The sequence below is a fragment of the Planctomycetia bacterium genome, from assembly GCA_034440135.1.
Taxonomy (GTDB): Bacteria; Planctomycetota; Planctomycetia; order Pirellulales; family JALHLM01; genus JALHLM01.
In genome coordinates, this window is sequence record JAWXBP010000246.1 from 25,988 (window position 1) to 41,386 (window position 15,399).

At 62.1% G+C, this 15,399-nt stretch carries 9 protein-coding genes and 1 pseudogene; 5 read left to right on the plus strand and 5 right to left on the minus strand.

All coding sequences use genetic code 11. The features are described 5' to 3' along the window. Positions 1-41 precede the first annotated feature (41 nt). From SGJ19_14715 to SGJ19_14725, 3 genes are all read left to right on the plus strand, one after another. Positions 42-392, plus strand: a complete 351-nt coding sequence (locus tag SGJ19_14715; GenBank protein MDZ4781500.1) for a hypothetical protein — start codon at positions 42-44, stop codon at positions 390-392. 28 nt (positions 393-420) lie between these two features. Next, the gene (locus tag SGJ19_14720) at positions 421-789 is read left to right on the plus strand and encodes a hypothetical protein (protein MDZ4781501.1); all 369 of its coding nucleotides are present in this window, start codon (positions 421-423) and stop codon (positions 787-789) included. Positions 790-1,080: 291 nt separating this feature from the next. Further along, positions 1,081-2,061: an RluA family pseudouridine synthase gene (locus SGJ19_14725; GenBank protein ID MDZ4781502.1), complete on the plus strand. Its 981-nt coding sequence runs from the start codon at positions 1,081-1,083 to the stop codon at positions 2,059-2,061. A 73-nt stretch (positions 2,062-2,134) separates the two neighbouring features. Here SGJ19_14725 and SGJ19_14730 read toward each other — a convergent pair whose 3' ends face one another. Next, positions 2,135-4,117, minus strand: a complete 1,983-nt coding sequence (locus SGJ19_14730) for an alpha/beta fold hydrolase (GenBank protein MDZ4781503.1) — start codon at positions 4,115-4,117, stop codon at positions 2,135-2,137. A 384-nt stretch (positions 4,118-4,501) separates the two neighbouring features. Here SGJ19_14730 and SGJ19_14735 point away from each other — a divergent pair, with 384 nt between their 5' ends. Then, positions 4,502-8,629 (plus strand): hypothetical protein, encoded by a 4,128-nt coding sequence (locus SGJ19_14735; GenBank protein ID MDZ4781504.1) that lies wholly within the window; start codon positions 4,502-4,504, stop codon positions 8,627-8,629. A 114-nt stretch (positions 8,630-8,743) separates the two neighbouring features. Here the strand turns inward: SGJ19_14735 and SGJ19_14740 are convergent. The 3 genes and pseudogenes from SGJ19_14740 to SGJ19_14750 all read right to left on the minus strand — a co-directional run bounded on the left by SGJ19_14740 (position 8,744) and on the right by SGJ19_14750 (position 12,719). Next, positions 8,744-9,657 (minus strand): annotated as a pseudogene (locus SGJ19_14740) (IS630 family transposase). A gap of 93 nt (positions 9,658-9,750) precedes the next feature. Further along, entirely contained in the window at positions 9,751-10,503 is a 753-nt protein-coding gene (locus SGJ19_14745) for an amino acid ABC transporter ATP-binding protein (protein MDZ4781505.1), read from the minus strand. A 122-nt stretch (positions 10,504-10,625) separates the two neighbouring features. Then, complete coding sequence (locus tag SGJ19_14750) at positions 10,626-12,719, minus strand: UvrD-helicase domain-containing protein (protein ID MDZ4781506.1); 2,094 nt, start codon at positions 12,717-12,719, stop codon at positions 10,626-10,628. Positions 12,720-13,025: 306 nt separating this feature from the next. Between SGJ19_14750 and SGJ19_14755 the strand changes: the two genes are divergently transcribed. After that, on the plus strand, positions 13,026-14,111 hold the full coding sequence (locus tag SGJ19_14755) for a hypothetical protein (protein ID MDZ4781507.1): 1,086 nt from the start codon (positions 13,026-13,028) through the stop codon (positions 14,109-14,111). Positions 14,112-14,177: 66 nt separating this feature from the next. On the opposite strand, the gene SGJ19_14760 is transcribed toward SGJ19_14755, so the two are convergent. Continuing rightward, positions 14,178-15,242, minus strand: a complete 1,065-nt coding sequence (locus SGJ19_14760) for a sialidase family protein (GenBank protein MDZ4781508.1) — start codon at positions 15,240-15,242, stop codon at positions 14,178-14,180. Positions 15,243-15,399: the final 157 nt, after the last annotated feature.

The window sequence follows — 15,399 nt, forward strand, 5'->3', positions numbered from 1 at the left end:
GGCTCGCCAACCGCAACTCTATCCCGTGGGGGGAAACCAACATGAACGCGAAAAAGATTCGCGCGCTCGTGGCCGGCTCGGCGATGTTCGCCGCCGCCGGACTGGCATCATCGGAAGCGCGCGCTCAAGGCCCTGGCACATTGGGAACTTACGGCTGCATTCGGCCGAATTCCCGCGCCGATCTGTTCTACAACTACTACGCCCAGCCCTGCGGCGACGGCGTGGGGGCGCAACTTTACGTTTCGCCGCAACCGGTGCCGCCCTTCGTGGGGCACACCTACATCACCTACCAACCGTTGATGCCGCACGAGTTCCTCTACAAGCATCACCGGACGTACTTCCGCTATCACCCCGGCTCCGGCGTCACCAAGACCCACGTGCATTGGTGGTAAATCACAACGCCAGAAAGGATGCAAGACGATGAGGATCGGATTCCTCGTGTGGACAATCTGGGTCACGCTGGCCGCGGGCATGCTCGATTCGCGAGCCGACGCCGGCTGGGCTCATTGGGATCGCACGGCGCGTCGTCGCGCTTCGACGTTGTCCTGGCATGATCGTTACTACAACGCTCAGTACGGCACGCCAGTCGCGCTCGTCGTCCCGCCGACGGCCGCGTACCAGACCGACTGGTCCTGGGGCGTCTCCGGAACGCGGATCACGCCGACCTGGCACCAGTTTGGCCGCACGTACCCGGGGCCCGGCGGCGGCGGTGGTAGTTTCATGCCCACCCCGCTCTGGCCGAGCGACACGGACCAATTCGGCGTGCATCACGTCCGCGGCCCGTGGTAGTGAGTGCATAAGAAATACAGGGGCATTCCCCCAGTGGCCCGGTGCGGCGCAGCCAAGCGTCGCGCCGGGCCGCGTTTGTTTTGCGCTTATGCCACAATTTTGTGCCGGATGGCTGGGGTCGAATGTACTCATTCGTCCCCAGCATTATTCGACCTGGGGGCGAATGAGTACATTCGACCCCAGCCACCCACCTCAAGTCGCATTCGCCGGACCGCACTATGGCGACGCAAATGCCGTACAATGCAATGCTCAAAGTAATGCTGAAGTCATTGACCTGCGATCTTGCCCCTCATGCCTACCGGACTTTCCCACGAGCCTGTTGAACTTGTTGTGCCGCCGGAACACGCCGGCAGCCGGCTCGATGTGTTCTTGGCGCAGCACTTTACCGATCACAGCCGGGTGCAATTGCGCCGCGTGATCACGGCCGGCGGCGTGCGGATTGGCGATCAAGGGGGCAAGCCGAGCTACCGGCTGCTGGCCGGGCAAACGATCCAAATCGTGTTGCCGCCGATGCCGGCTGCCGGACCGAATCCAGAAGCGATTCCGATCGACATCCTGTATGAGGACGATTGGCTGGCCTTGGTCAACAAGCCGCCAGGCATGGTGGTGCATCCGGCGCGCGGTCATTGGAGCGGCACGTTGACCAGCGCGCTCGCGTATCACTTTTCATCGCTGAGCGGCGCCGGCGGCGTGACGCGTCCCGGAATCGTACATAGGCTCGATCGCGACACGAGCGGCGTGATTCTGATCGCCAAGAACGACACGGCGCATCATCGCCTCGCCGCGCAATTCGCCGACCGCGAGATCGAAAAACAATACCTGGCGTTCGTCGTCGGCGTGCCGGATCGGGATCGAGATCTGATCGATCGGCCGATCGGCATGCATCCGCATCAGCGCGACAAGATGGCCATCCGACCGCTCGACCCGGATAGTCGCACCGCCCAGAGTTTCTACGAAGTGCGCGAGCGGTTCAAGCACTTCGCGCTCGTGGCGATTCAACCCAAGACCGGCCGCACGCATCAGATTCGCGTGCATCTGGCCAGCATCGGTCATCCGGTCCTATGCGACGCCCAGTACGGCGGCCGCGACATGATCTCACGCGGCGAACTACTCGGTGGGAAACCGGACGAGGACATGGTGCTCAACCGCCAGGCATTGCACGCGGAGCGACTCTCCTTCACGCATCCGGAAGACGGCCGACGCGTGACGATCGAAGCGCCGCTCCCGGCAGATATGCTCACGGTGCTGGAAATTCTTCGCGGTGCGAAGTAGGCGAGCCATGGTCTCCTTTCGCTCCGCGAAAGGCCCAACCTTTCGCGGAGCGAAAGGAGACTATGGTCGGAGACTATTGGTGATGGCCGGCGTCGACAGGCGGAGCTGGCGGCGGCGCGAAGTTTCTCTGCCCCGGCGCTTGAGCGAAGTGAAACGGCGACGGCGGGCCGACTGGCGCGGTTTGCGCGTGCTCCAGCAGAATGCGGCGCACTTCCAACACCGCCAGCGGGTGTTGATGTACGCGCGAGTGATCGGCGTTGATTACGACTTCAGAATCGACGCCATCCAGGTGCGCGCTCTCGTACGACACGATGCCGTCGGTGCCGGCGGCGAATTTGCCGACGATGCCGCCTTCCGGCAGCACGCCGATTACGTTGTGAAAATGCACGCCAGGCGCCGGCCGCGAGGAAACCAACACCGGCAATAGCGGCGAGTCGGGCGCGAGGCTATCGAGGCTCGTCTTCGCTTCTTGAAATGACGCGTCGCGGAACAAATCCGGGTTATCGCGTCGCAATTCGTCGGAGCCGGTCATCAGCATCGCCGGTAGGGTGATCAACTTGCGTCCCAAGTACCGCGTCGTGTTATTGGCGAACTTGCTGCCACGATGCGGCGTGCCGATCGTGACCACGCGCTTCACGGAAGGACTCGCATGGAAATAGAACGTGCCGCCGAGCACCTCGCGCGTCTCGGGGCTGGCCTTCACCAGATGGAACGGCTTGGTGGCCACGGCGTCCCAGAATTGATTGCCGCTTTCCACGACTTGCAGCTTGGAAATCAAGCCGCCCATGCTGTGCCCAACCAGCACCATCTGATCCAAGCTGCCTTCGCGCTGCGCGGGATCGACGGCGGTGCGGACCTTGGCGAGGTCTTGCCGCAATTGCGCCGCGCTGTACCAGAACGGCTGTCCCGTGGGATACAGATAGAACCAGAACTGATAGCGCGAGCGGATGTTCGGATCGCTCCGCAGATCGTTAAACATTTCCATCCACGTGAGCGGACTCGACCATAGCCCATGCACCATCAGCACGGGAATCTTGCCCGGCTGGTACGGCTCCAACATGTACAGCCCTGAGACCGCCGCGGTTTTGTCGGGACGTAGCAGGCCTGCCGTGCTGAGTTTGTTGAGCTGCGGATTGTTGAGGAAATGCGCGAGCGGCGTGCTCAGGTCGCATTCCAATGGCACGCGCCGCGCGCCGACCCAATTGTCGGTCGACGACAACGGATCGCAAAGTTCCAACACCGCGCGATGACGCTTGCCGGCGCCGGTTCCGGTTTCGTCCGGCAATAATCGCAGAAACGCCGTCACTGGGAAACTAAGACCCGGCGGGTAGAATTTCTCCGTGGCGTTTTCGCCGGGATGACTCTTGCGTACGGCGATCATCGGCACGCCGAGACCGTAACCGTGGTACTGGTTCGTCAGCCCGCCTACTTCATAGTCGGAGCAAAACTCCAATTTCTCGAAGTCATCGTCGTGCCAGGCGGTCCCGCAAGAAACCACACGCAAATCCCAAGTGTCGGTCGCCGAGGTGATCTCGCAATCGCAACCGGGCGCGAGATTGCCTTGCTTCTGCATCAACCGCATCGCGCCTTCGAGCGCGCCGTTGTAGAGATCGCAGGCGCCGCGAAAGTGCGGATCGTAAGGATTTCGCCATTCCGCGTGCTGATCGTCGAACAGGTAGATATAGGCGTAGGCGACGCTCGCGCCATAAAAATCGAGCGCCTGCTTGGCGTCGTGCTTTTCCGCCCGCTTCGCAGCGAGGTAACTCAGCTCCGCGTAGGCGTGCAACTTCTCCGCGCTCGGTTCGCGCTCAATGCACTGCTGGAACTTCGCTAGCAGTTCCTTCGAATCGAGGTCGAGTTGATCGTCCAGATCGTACTTGCGCAACACGAGCATCGTGCGCTCGCTCGGCTGCGGCCCGTACCAGCTCGCGAGCTGCAATGTCTCGGTGAGCGGGTTTTTCGGGCTCGTCCGAATCTTGACATACTGCGATGCGGAACAGGCCGGCAATACGGCGATGCACAGCAATAGCAGCCACGCCCGCGCGGCGCGCGGCATGACACTGCTCGGTTCGACCGTCGTCTTCACTCTCGCCATAGGCGGAGAAGTAGGACATCGCCGCGGCAACGTCAATGCCGGCTGAGAGTTGCCACGCGGCGCAGAGAGCTGTGGGAGGCGTCTCCGACGCCGATGGAGTGGACGACGTGTGAAGGGAGCACGTCGTCCCGTCAAACAGCGTCAATTTCATCGGCGTCGGAGACGCCTCCCACAGCGGTATAGAGATCGCCGGTATGAAAAAACTACGCGCCGTTTGTGAAAATCTTCAAAACTGCCCTTGACCGGTCTTGCCGCCTCAGTTAATTACCCGCCCGCATTTCTGTCGAAACTCAACCACCCGTGGACAGCGTCCGCGCGCCGAGGCCTTGCGCCCCCGCACGCGACATGTCGCACGGAGACGATCGCGGTTCGCACACGTTGCAAAAGGAGAACGCGTTGAATACGACGGCACGCATCCTGTTAGTCGGACTGGGCATGGCTTGGGCCTGCCTTCCGTCCTCCGCGGCGGCCGCGCCGTGGAGCATTCCTCGAACCTGGCTCTCGGCGCCCATGGTGCGCCAAGCCGACGGCGACGAGGAGCGGGACCTTCATGCCGAAGCCCGCGATCTATTGGATCGCGCCCGGCAGGCGATGAAGGACGGCGATCTCGACGTCGCGGACAAGCTCGTCCGCGAAGCCGAGAAGCTTGACGTGAGCTACAACCCGCTCCATCTGGGCGATACGCCCAAGAAGGCGCGGCGCGACGTGGAACGCCTGAAGAAGCGGAAGTCCGGCCAAAAGGAAACTTTGGCCGACCGCTTCAAGTTCTTCGGCAAGGACGAAGAAGAAGCGAGCGAAGAAGTCGAAGACCCGTTCGCCACGGCCGTGCCGCAAGACGAACAGGCCGAGGAGCCAACCGCGTCGCCCCGAGCGGCCGCGCCGAAATCGCAGCCGGCCCCGGCTCTCGACGAACCGTTTAGCAGTGCGCCGGCGGATCAACGCCTGCCGCGCACCGCGGCGACCAGCCCGGAACAAACTCGTGCCAAGAAATTGCTGTTCGACGCCCGTCGGGCTATGGCCTACGGTGACATGAATCGCGCCAAGGCGCTGACCGAGCAAGCGGCGGCGATGAAGCTCACCTATGAACTGACCGACGATTCGCCGGCCAAGTTGCAATCGACTTGGACGCGGTTGAGTGAATTGCAGGAACGCGATCCCAACTCGAGGAACACTGAGGCCTATCGCCGCGAGTATTCGACGTTGCTGCTGGAACAGGCCGAAGCCATGTTGCAGTGGCGCGATCTGGAAGAAGCGGAACGTCTCTGCAATGTCGCCAGTCAACAGCAAGTCAACTACGGGCCGTTCGACGTCAAGCCGGATACGCTCATGCAGCGGATCACGTCCGCTCGCACGGGCAAGGAAGCGCCCGGCGGTTTGGTCGGCGTGACGGGCGAACCGCCGAAGTTGCAGCCGATCGGCGCGGGCACGCCCCTTGCCGGGGAACAACCGAACAAGCAACAGGTCGCCGAGCTGATGCGACAATCACGCGTTGCACTCCAGGCAAACGACTTGGAAGCTGCGGAGCGCCTGGCCGTGCAGGCCGAAGGCGTGCGACTGCCGGAAAACACCTTCGCGCAAGGCGAAGATCAGCCGTGGATGTTGCGATTGGATATCCAGAAAGCGCGCATGGAAAAGGCCCGCGGCAATGCCGCTCCGGCCGTGTATGACTCGACATTGGATGGCACGCGCAACGTGGCCGTTCAGGCCACGAGCCCGTTTGACGAAACTTCGCCGACGTTGGCCCCGGATGCATTGCCGGACACCGAGCCGTCCGGTACCAGCCTGCCGACGCCGCCAGGCGAAGGCCCGGGCTTCGCGTTGTTCCAACAAGGCGAGGAAGCTCTGCGTGCCCGCGATGTACCGCGTGCCGCGCAGTTGTTCCGGCAAGCCGCCGGCTACAAGGATGAATTCGATCCGCTCACTTGGCAGCGTTTGCAGGACCACTTGCAATTGCTGTCACCTTCCGCGACGGGTGTCGCCGGCCCGGGCAACCCGGCGCAAGACGCCGCCGCACGGCAGCAACTCGCCGCCCGGCAAGTGGCCGCTGAACTCGCCAGATTGGAAGCGGAGTCGGGCCGATTGATGGAAAGCGATCCGCGCCGTGCCCGTGAAATGCTGGTGACGGCCGGACAGATGGTCGAGAACTCCGGCGTCGAGCCGGCGATTCGCGAACAACTCTTGCGTCGCGTGCAACGCACGTTAACGCAAGCCGATCTGTATATCACCAACAATCAAGGCCGGATCGAACTGCTGGACAGCAACCGCGACGTGAAGGGCCAGATCGATCGCGAGGCCAAGGTCAAGGTCGAAGTCGAGCAGAAGCTCGCCATGTTGGTCGACGACTTCAATCGAAAGATGGACGAAGGCCGCTTCCCGGAAGCCGAGTTGATCGCCAAGCAGGCGAAGGAATTGGCGCCGGACGAACAGGTGGTGATGCAGATCAACACGCAAGTCCGGCAGATGCGCCGCCTGCGCAACGAGATGGATCTGGCGGATCTCGAGGAACGAGGCGTCGTGGACAGTTTGACGAATGCGAAAATTTCCTCGCAGCCGTTCGATGACAACAAGCCGTTCCAGTTCGGCGACGCCAAGGAATGGGAACTACTGACGGCCCGCCGCAGGTCGCTCGATCCGCGGACGAAGATGCGGAGCGAGAAGGACTTGGAAATCGAAAAGAAGCTCAAGACTCCTGTCTCGCTGAGTTTCCAGGCGAAGCCCTTGGCCGAAGTGATCGACTATCTCGGCAAGGTTGCTCAAGTCAACGTCTACCTCAATCCCCAAGGTCTGTCCGACGCCGGCGCCACGTCCGATACGCCGGTTACGATCGACCTCAAGAGTGAGATCTCGCTGAAGAGTGCGCTCAACCTGATCTTGGAGCCGCTCGACCTGACGTATGTCATCAAGAACGATGTGCTGAACATCACCAGCCACGACCAGAAAGACGGGAGCTTCTACCCTGTCGTTTACAGCGTGGCCGATCTGGTGATCGGCATCCCGAACTTCGTCCCGAATAGCCGGATGGGGATGTCCGGCGCGTTGCACGACGCGTACGGCTCGCTCGGCTACGGGGGCGCTGGCGGAGGGTTCGCCTCGCACAGCCCGATCTCGGTCGTGGCGAGCCGCGACGGCGCGAACGCCAACGCCACCATCAACCCAGCGATCCTGGCCTCGATGGGCGCTTCGGAAAGCGTGCATACGGGGGCGACGCAGTCTCCGATCGGCGACGGTCCGGGCGGGATCGGCGGCGGGGTGCAGCCGGACTTCGACAGCTTGATCGAATTGATTACGTCGACGATTCAACCCACGACGTGGACGGACGTGGGCGGCACCGGCGCCATTCAAGAGTACGCCAACAACCTGACCCTGGTCATCAGCCAGACGCAGGACGTCCACGAGGAGATCGCCGATCTGTTGGAACAGTTGCGCCGCTTGCAGGACTTGCAGGTCACGATTGAAGTGCGGTTCATCACGCTCAGCGATCAGTTCTTCGAGCGGATCGGCGTCGACTTCGACTTCGATCTCGACGACGACAGCGATCGGCCGTTCCAGACCTTCGGCATCTCCAACGACGATTCTGACGGCACGGGCGGCAATCCGACGCGCGACACGCAGGACCGCGACCATGGTCCGTCGACCACGGTCGGTCTCGATCCGACCGGGAACTTCACCTCCGACCTGGACGTGCCGTTCACGCAGGGGCACTTCCCCTTGGCGGTGCCGCAGTTCGGCGGTTACGCTCCGGGCGCGGGGGCCACGTTGGGCTTCGCGATCTTGAGCGACATCGAAGCCCGCTTCCTGATGGAAGCGGCGCAAGGTGATCGTCGCAGCAACATCATGCAAGCTCCGAAGGTGACGCTGTTCAACGGGCAGCAGGCGATCGTGAGCGATACCTCGCAGAGCCCGTTCGTGATCAGCGTGATCCCGGTGGTCGGCGACTTCGCCGCCGCCCAGCAACCGGTGATCGTCGTGCTGAACGAAGGAACGCACATGAGTGTGCAGGCCGTGGTGTCGAGCGATCGACGCTTTGTCCGCATGACCGTCGTGCCGTTCTTCAGCCAGATCGGCGACGTGGACACCTTCACCTTCACGGGTGAATCGAGCACCACGGAAGACAGCGCGTCGGAAGGTCCGGACGACGACACGTCCAGCCGCAACAACACGCGGACGACGACGTCGGCTGGCACCACGGTGCAGTTGCCGACCTTCAGCTTCACCACGGTCACCACCACGGTCAGCGTGCCGGACGGCGGTACGGTGCTCTTGGGCGGCATCAAACGCATGAACGAAGGACGCAACGAGTTCGGCGTCCCGCTCTTGAGCAAAGTGCCGTATGTGAACCGATTGTTCAAGAACGTCGGCATCGGCCACGAGACGCAAAGCCTGATGATGATGGTCACGCCACGCATCATCATTCAGGAAGAAGAGGAAGCTCTCCTCGGCGTCCCGCAAACCGGCGCCGCGGCTCAGCCGTAGTGGCGACGTTCGTAGTCTGAATGCAATTTCAACGCCCAGCCGCCGTGGCACAAACCACGGCGGCTGTCTTGTTGCGCGCCAGAACCGCCGTCCAGCAATGCCGATCCTTAAATGTCATGCTGTCGAATCGAGGCTGTGGAGTTGGATGCTGGCATTTGCGGTGGTGAATCGCCGGCGGGCGCCTTGTTTGCTTGCGTTGCGGGCGCGTTGCCAGCGGCGCATGGCGTCTGCCATTTGCGCGGCGCTGTCGAAGCGGCGGCCGAAGCACTGCCGTGTGAGCACGCTCAATTCCATTTCCGCTATGTTGAGCCAGCTGCCGTTGCGCGGCGTGTGTTCGAGCCGCAGTCGGCGCGCGAGGCAATGCGCCGTCTCGGCGTCGAAGGCCGCGTACAGGCTCGCAATGTCGTGCGTGTTTAAGTGGTCGCAGACCAGCGTGACGCGTTTGGCGCGCGGGTAGTCCTTGTCCAGCAGATGTTGCACCTGCAGCGCCCAATCGATTCGCGTGCGGCTCTCGCAACTCGCCACGCGCCGCCAACCGCGGAGCGGATCGAAGCACATGAACACCGCGCGCACTTCTTTGCGCTGGTAGTGATGATCTTCGCGACGCGGCTGGCCCGGCGCCATCGGCAGCGCCGGTTCCACGTCGCTGGTGATCTGCTTCGCGGCCTCGTCCAGGCAGATCAACGGGTGTTCGTCGTCGTACGTTTCGCAGTAGACGTCAGGGATCTTTTCGAGGTGCGCGACGAATCGCGCGCGGTCGTGCCCGGCCGCGAACGCGGCTTGCGCTCCAATGCCGGCACGTCGCCGCCACGCGCAAACTCTTGACGCACGCGCACCGCCTGCCGCTGGCAAAGTCCGATCGCGTGATCCGGCTGCGCGCCGCCCGACTGGTTCGCGTCGGCCATCAACAGAATTCGCGCCTTGCGGACCTTCGTCGCCGGCGCGCTGCCTTGCCGGCACAACGCCTCCAAGTTGCGCCGCACCGCCGCCTTCAAATACACCCGCAACTTCTCATTCGATCGCGGCATCCGTGCCTCCCGAAAAAAACTGGCCTTGATTAAATCACGAACGGCCAGCCGATTTGCGCATGACAGTTAAGGATAGCCGGGCTAGTGCTTTTTTCACCCCAGCACTTGGCTTAAGAACTGCCTTGTGCGATCTGTCTGAGGGCGGTCAAGGACTTCGCTCGGCGGGCCGCGTTCGATGATTTTGCCGTCGGCAAGGATCATCACTTGATCCGCCGCGCGGCGGGCGAAGCCGATTTCGTGGGTGACCATCAATAGCGTGAGGCCGGTGTTTTGCAGGTGTTCCAGCGTTTCCAGCACCTCGATTTTGAGTTCGGGGTCGAGCGCGCTGGTGATCTCGTCGCAGAGGAGCACCTGGGGTTCCATGGCCAACGCGCGGGCGATCGCTACGCGCTGCTTTTGGCCGCCGGAGAGTTGCCGCGGGTAGAAGTCCGCGCGGTCGGCCAGGCCGACGCGTTCCAGCAACGCCAGGCCGCGCTCGCGCGCCGCGGTCTTGGGCGATTTCAGCACATGCACCGGCGCTTCCATGACGTTGCCGAGCGCCGTGAGATGCGGGAAGAGTTGGAAATCCTGGAAGATCATTCCCGCCAACCGATGCACGGCGCCGCGCGTCGCCCGGGAATTTCCTTCGCCGTTGGGAAGCAACGTGTGCTCCCCGACGCGAATCCGACCGGCGTCGAATCGATTGAGACCGTTGATGCACCGCAACAGCGACGACTTGCCGCCGCCGGACGGGCCCAAGAGCGCCACCGTCTGCCCGGCAATCACCGACGCGCTCACGCCGTCCAGAATGCATCGCGCCCCATAACTCAGGCGCACGGCGTCAACGTCAATCAAGGTGTCAGACATCGCAACTCAATCGGCAAACAACCGCAAACGCGAAACAGCCCCTGATTGTAGAACTCCCGCCAAAAACATCCACAACAAAACTTGCTCTCCGACAACCCACTTCTCCCTTTCCCCTCCGGGTCTCAGCGCCTCCGCGGTTTCCCCGCGCCGCGCCCGCTCCGCGGCTTGCGTGGCTCCGTGGCGGCCTCTCCTCCTCCGGAGCGATCGACGCGAGTTTCCACTTGCATGGTTTCTCCCTTGTCGCCGAATTCCTCGGTAATGCGAGCCAACGCCATCCGCGCTTGAGGGCTGTCCGCTTTGCCTTGCATCTCGAACAGAAAGCGGCTCGGGATGGTCGGCCGGGGTTTGCCCCATTTCATCCGCGAGAGGGCGAGTGAAATGGTCAATCGATCTCGCGCGCGCGTCACGCCGACGTAGCAAAGCCGGCGCTCTTCGTCGATCGCGGAGCCTTCTTCCTTGATCGAGCGAATGTGCGGCAAGAAGCCTTCTTCCATGCCCACCAGAAACACCTGCGGAAACTCCAGTCCCTTGGCGGAGTGAAGCGTCATCAGCGCCACGGCGTTGCGCTCCAGCTTCGTTTCCTTGTCTTCTTCTTCCTCGCGATCGGCGAGTAGGATCTCTTCCAAAAACTGCGACAACTTGCCGGACTTGTTGCGCTGCTGGAATTCCGCCAACGAGTTGACCACTTCCTGCACCGCATTCCAACGCGTGATCGCTTCGTTGGGATCTTTATACACGCGCGCCAGTTCGTCTTCGTAGCGAATCTCGCGCACCAAATCGGTGACGACCTCCGCTAGCGGCTCGCCGGGCAGGCGCTGGCGATAGCGCGCGATCAGTTGCCCGAAGCGTTCCATGGCCGTGGCCGCCGGCCCGGAGACGCCGGCGATCTCGCGGGCGGTGGCGAGTAATTCTCCCGACGATTTGCGCCCGCTCGTCGCGGCGGCGGTGAGTTTCTCCACGGTGCTTTGCGTGATCCCGCGCGGCGGCAGGTTGATGATGCGTCGCAGCGAGACGTCGTCGCTCGGGTGCGCGAGCAGCTTCAAATAAGCCAACACGTCGCGGACTTCCTTGCGATCGTAGAACGACCGGCTACCCATCAACACGTAAGGTATTTTTTCGCGGCGTAGTTCCTGCTCGAAGAGACGCGGCTGCTGGTTGGTGCGAAACAGGATGGCAATGTCGCGCGGCTGCGCTTCGCGCTGAAAAACCTGACGTCGAATCTCCTCGACCACGGCATGGGCTTCGGCTTCCGCGGTTTCGCACTGCCAGAGCTTCGGCTTTCCGCCGTCGCTCCGCGACGCGCGCAAGACCTTATCGTGTCGTTCCTTGTTGAACACGATCAACCGATTCGCCAGCGCGATGATTTCGGCCGTGGATCGGTAGTTGTCTTCCAGCCGCACCACTTTGGCTTCCGGCCAGTCCCGGCGAAAGCGCAGGATGTGCGCCACCTCGGCGCCGCGCCAGCCATAGATCGATTGATCGTCATCGCCCACGACGCACAGATTGCGATGCGCCGACGCCAAGGCCTTGATGATGCGGTATTGCGAGCCGTTCGTATCCTGGTATTCGTCGACCAACAGATGGCGAAATCGCGCCCGCTCCTCGGCCAATGCCTCGGCGTGTTTTTCGAAGAGCTCCTCGGTGCAAAGCAGCAGGTCGTCGAAGTCGAGTGAGCCAGACGCCTTGAGCGCGTTCTGATAACGCCGATACGCGGCCGCCGCGAGGTGTTCCTTGTCAGTCCGCGCGACCGCCGAGGCCTGGGCTGGGCGGACCGACGCCGACTTCCAGCGGCTGATCTGATTCACCAAATCGCCGGGCTTGAGCGTTTCTTGCGCAACGTCGATTTCCTGCAGCGCCGTCCGCGCGACGCTTTCTTGATCGCCCCGATCGCAGATGGAAAACTCCGCCGGATAGCCCAGCCGGGTGATCTGCCGGCGCAGAATGCGCACGCAGAGCGAGTGGAAGGTGGAAATCTCGGGCTTGGTGGGGCGTCGCTTCCCCAAGAGCGCGCCGGCCCGTTCCTGCATCTCGCCGGCGGCTTTGTTGGTGAACGTGACGGCCAGAATCCGCTCCGGGGCGACGCCGTGGCGGATCAAATTGGCAATCCGGTACGTCACCACCCGCGTTTTGCCGGTTCCGGCCCCGGCCAGCACCAAGAGCGGCCCGCTGAGCGTTTCCACCGCCTCTTGCTGCGCCGCGTTCAGTCCTTGAGCCATGGGCGGATGGTAGCTGTCGGCAAGTTGCGTGGAAAGGTGGCGCCGTCGCGGGAGCGAGCCATCCGCCCACTACGTCTCTCCCCCCGGTCGGATGTTGCGTTGGAAAAAGATTGACTTTTGCCCGAGCGACCGCAAGAATGCGCGACAGTTCTGATGCGCCGGTTCTCGGCCATTCAACGTGTTGGGCAAGTCGTCGTTTACTAGTTCAGACTTGTGTCCTCCGTGAACGATTCAAATCGTTCCACTTCGATTCCCTGCGTGCGTTGTTAGTGTTTGGCTCTCTCATTTCTTGAAAGGAGCGATTCCATGTCTATTGGTTGTCGAATCAAGCGGTGGTCGTGCGCCATCCCGCTGCTGTGCGCCGCGGTCGCACTGAGCGCGACGACGCCTGTTGTTGGGCAGGATGAATGGCTAATCGACGATCTTCCGGATCACATCACGGCGTCGATGGAAGCTCGCGAACGATTGCTGGCGGGCCTGCCGCAAGGTGATACGCCGGGCTTTGAGTTCTTTGTCAGCGATTTGCAGAAGTGGCTGACGGGTTCCACGGTGACCGTGGCTTTTCTCGGCGGGGACGACGCTCTGCATCGCGACATTGCCGAGGCCACTAAGCAAATCACCGACGCGGGCAATATCACACTCGACTTCGGATTGAACCCAGCCACGGGCAAGTACCGCACTTGGTCGAGCTCGGACGCGGTCCACAAGGCCGACATCCGCGTTTCCTTCGATCAAGGCGGTAACTTTTCCTTAGTGGGGCGGGACAGCAACAATCCCTCGATCGGGAATCCCTTGCAAGCGATAGGCGGCCGCGCGCATCAACGCAGCTTAAATCTGGGCGGTTATGATCAGTTCCGACCAGCGAGTTGGAAGCGAACGACGCGACACGAATTCCTGCATGCGCTGGCGTTCAATCACGAGCACCAGAGCCCCATCGGCGGCTGCGATGCGCAGTTCCGCTGGGAGAACGACCCTGGTTATGTACCGACAAAGGATGGCAACCAACAATACGTCAACGACTCGATGGGCCGCCGTCCTGGGATTTACACGTTCCTTTCTGGCGCTCCCAACTTTTGGCCGAAGGCCAAGGTCGATCACAATCTTCGACAGGAGCCAGCGGGCAGCGGGTCCGCCGGAACCTTTGATCGGGCTTCGATTATGCTCTATCGCTTTCCGAAGCTGTTTTACGTCTCCGATCCTAACCCATGCGCGCCGATTTCAGACAGCGAGGATTTGTCCCTGGGCGACATCGCAGGTTTGAAGGAACTTTACCCAAACGCGATGCAGGAAATTCTCGTGCAGAACGAGCGTGAGCAGCGATTGATGAAGGCGATCACCGAATCGCCTCGCATCAACGAGAACGTGAAGGCGTCGCTGATTGCGCCGCAGTAGTCAAAGTGCGCATGCACTATTGCTGCGTCGGCGCCGCTGAACCACGGTTTAGCGGCGTCCGGCGAGCTATTTCGACTTCAACACCGCCGCCTCGTCAAACACGGCGTGGTTTACCACGGTTCGCTCGTCGGAAGTGTAGACTAGGTGGATCTTGTCGTCGCGAGATTGGATCGCGTAGGGATATCCAAAATCCCCGGCGCCGAAGACGATGTCGCGGCTCGCGGCATAGGTCTTGTCGCTGTCGACGGAAATCGCGGCCGTGAGCGGCGTGCGGTCCGACATGCTGTTGTTGTAGGTCAGCAGCAAGTGGCCGTTGCGCAGCTTAAGAAAATCAATCGCAGCATTGGGATTGGGAAATTCGGAATCGACGCCTTCGGTCCAGGTCTGGCCATTGTCGTGAGATTCGCTGCGGACGATGTAGCCTTTAGTAGTAGGCAGATAGTCGCCGGCGCGGCGGCAATAAGCGACGAGATGGCCCGGCTCCAACTCGGCGACGCCCGGTTGCAGGTTGCCTTTCGGCGAGCGAATTCGACCGGTCTCCGTCCATCTTTTGGTCTTCGGATCGCAACGCAAGAACAGCGACGTCGAATCTGCGCCGGTTTTCTCCGGGTCCTCGCCGGTCTCGTGATAGATTGGCAACAGGTACTCGCCGTTGCTGAGCGCGATCGGACGGTTGCGCACCATCGTGCCCGGTTCGAGCGTGAGTAGCATCGAGTCCGACCAAGTCTCCGAGCCATCGCGCGAGACTTTGGCTTTGATCCGCGAAGTGGACCAGGTTTCGCCAAAGCGGCAGACGTAGAACAACCAGACGAGGCCATCCGGCGCTTGCCACACCACCGCGTTGCCGTCGCCGGTGAAGGGCGTGTCGGCGATCACCTTGGGCGCGGGCCACGATTTATCCCCGGGGCGCTTCCGCGAGCCGAAGACCGCCGTATCCCCTTGATACTCTCCCTCGCCGCCGTAGTAGACGAGCAAGAGATCGCCATTGGCAAGCTCCTCAATCGCGGCCGGATGCTTATAACGCCCCGGCACCTCGGGCCCGAAGACCCGTTCGAAGGTGATGTCGTCCGCGACGGCGACGGCGCCCATCGCCAGCAACAAGAGGATCGCGCGCGGCAGGTGAAACATCATGGCGGGGCTTCCGTCGCAGTGCAGTGGACAATCGATGCTGGACCTACCGTAGTCGCCGCCAGGGGACAGGGCAAGCCGGTCCCGAGGGCGGGAATCCTCCACAAGGCGGCCGTCTTAATGCAATCTTGATGCGCCCGACCCCGGTTTTGACGTCAAC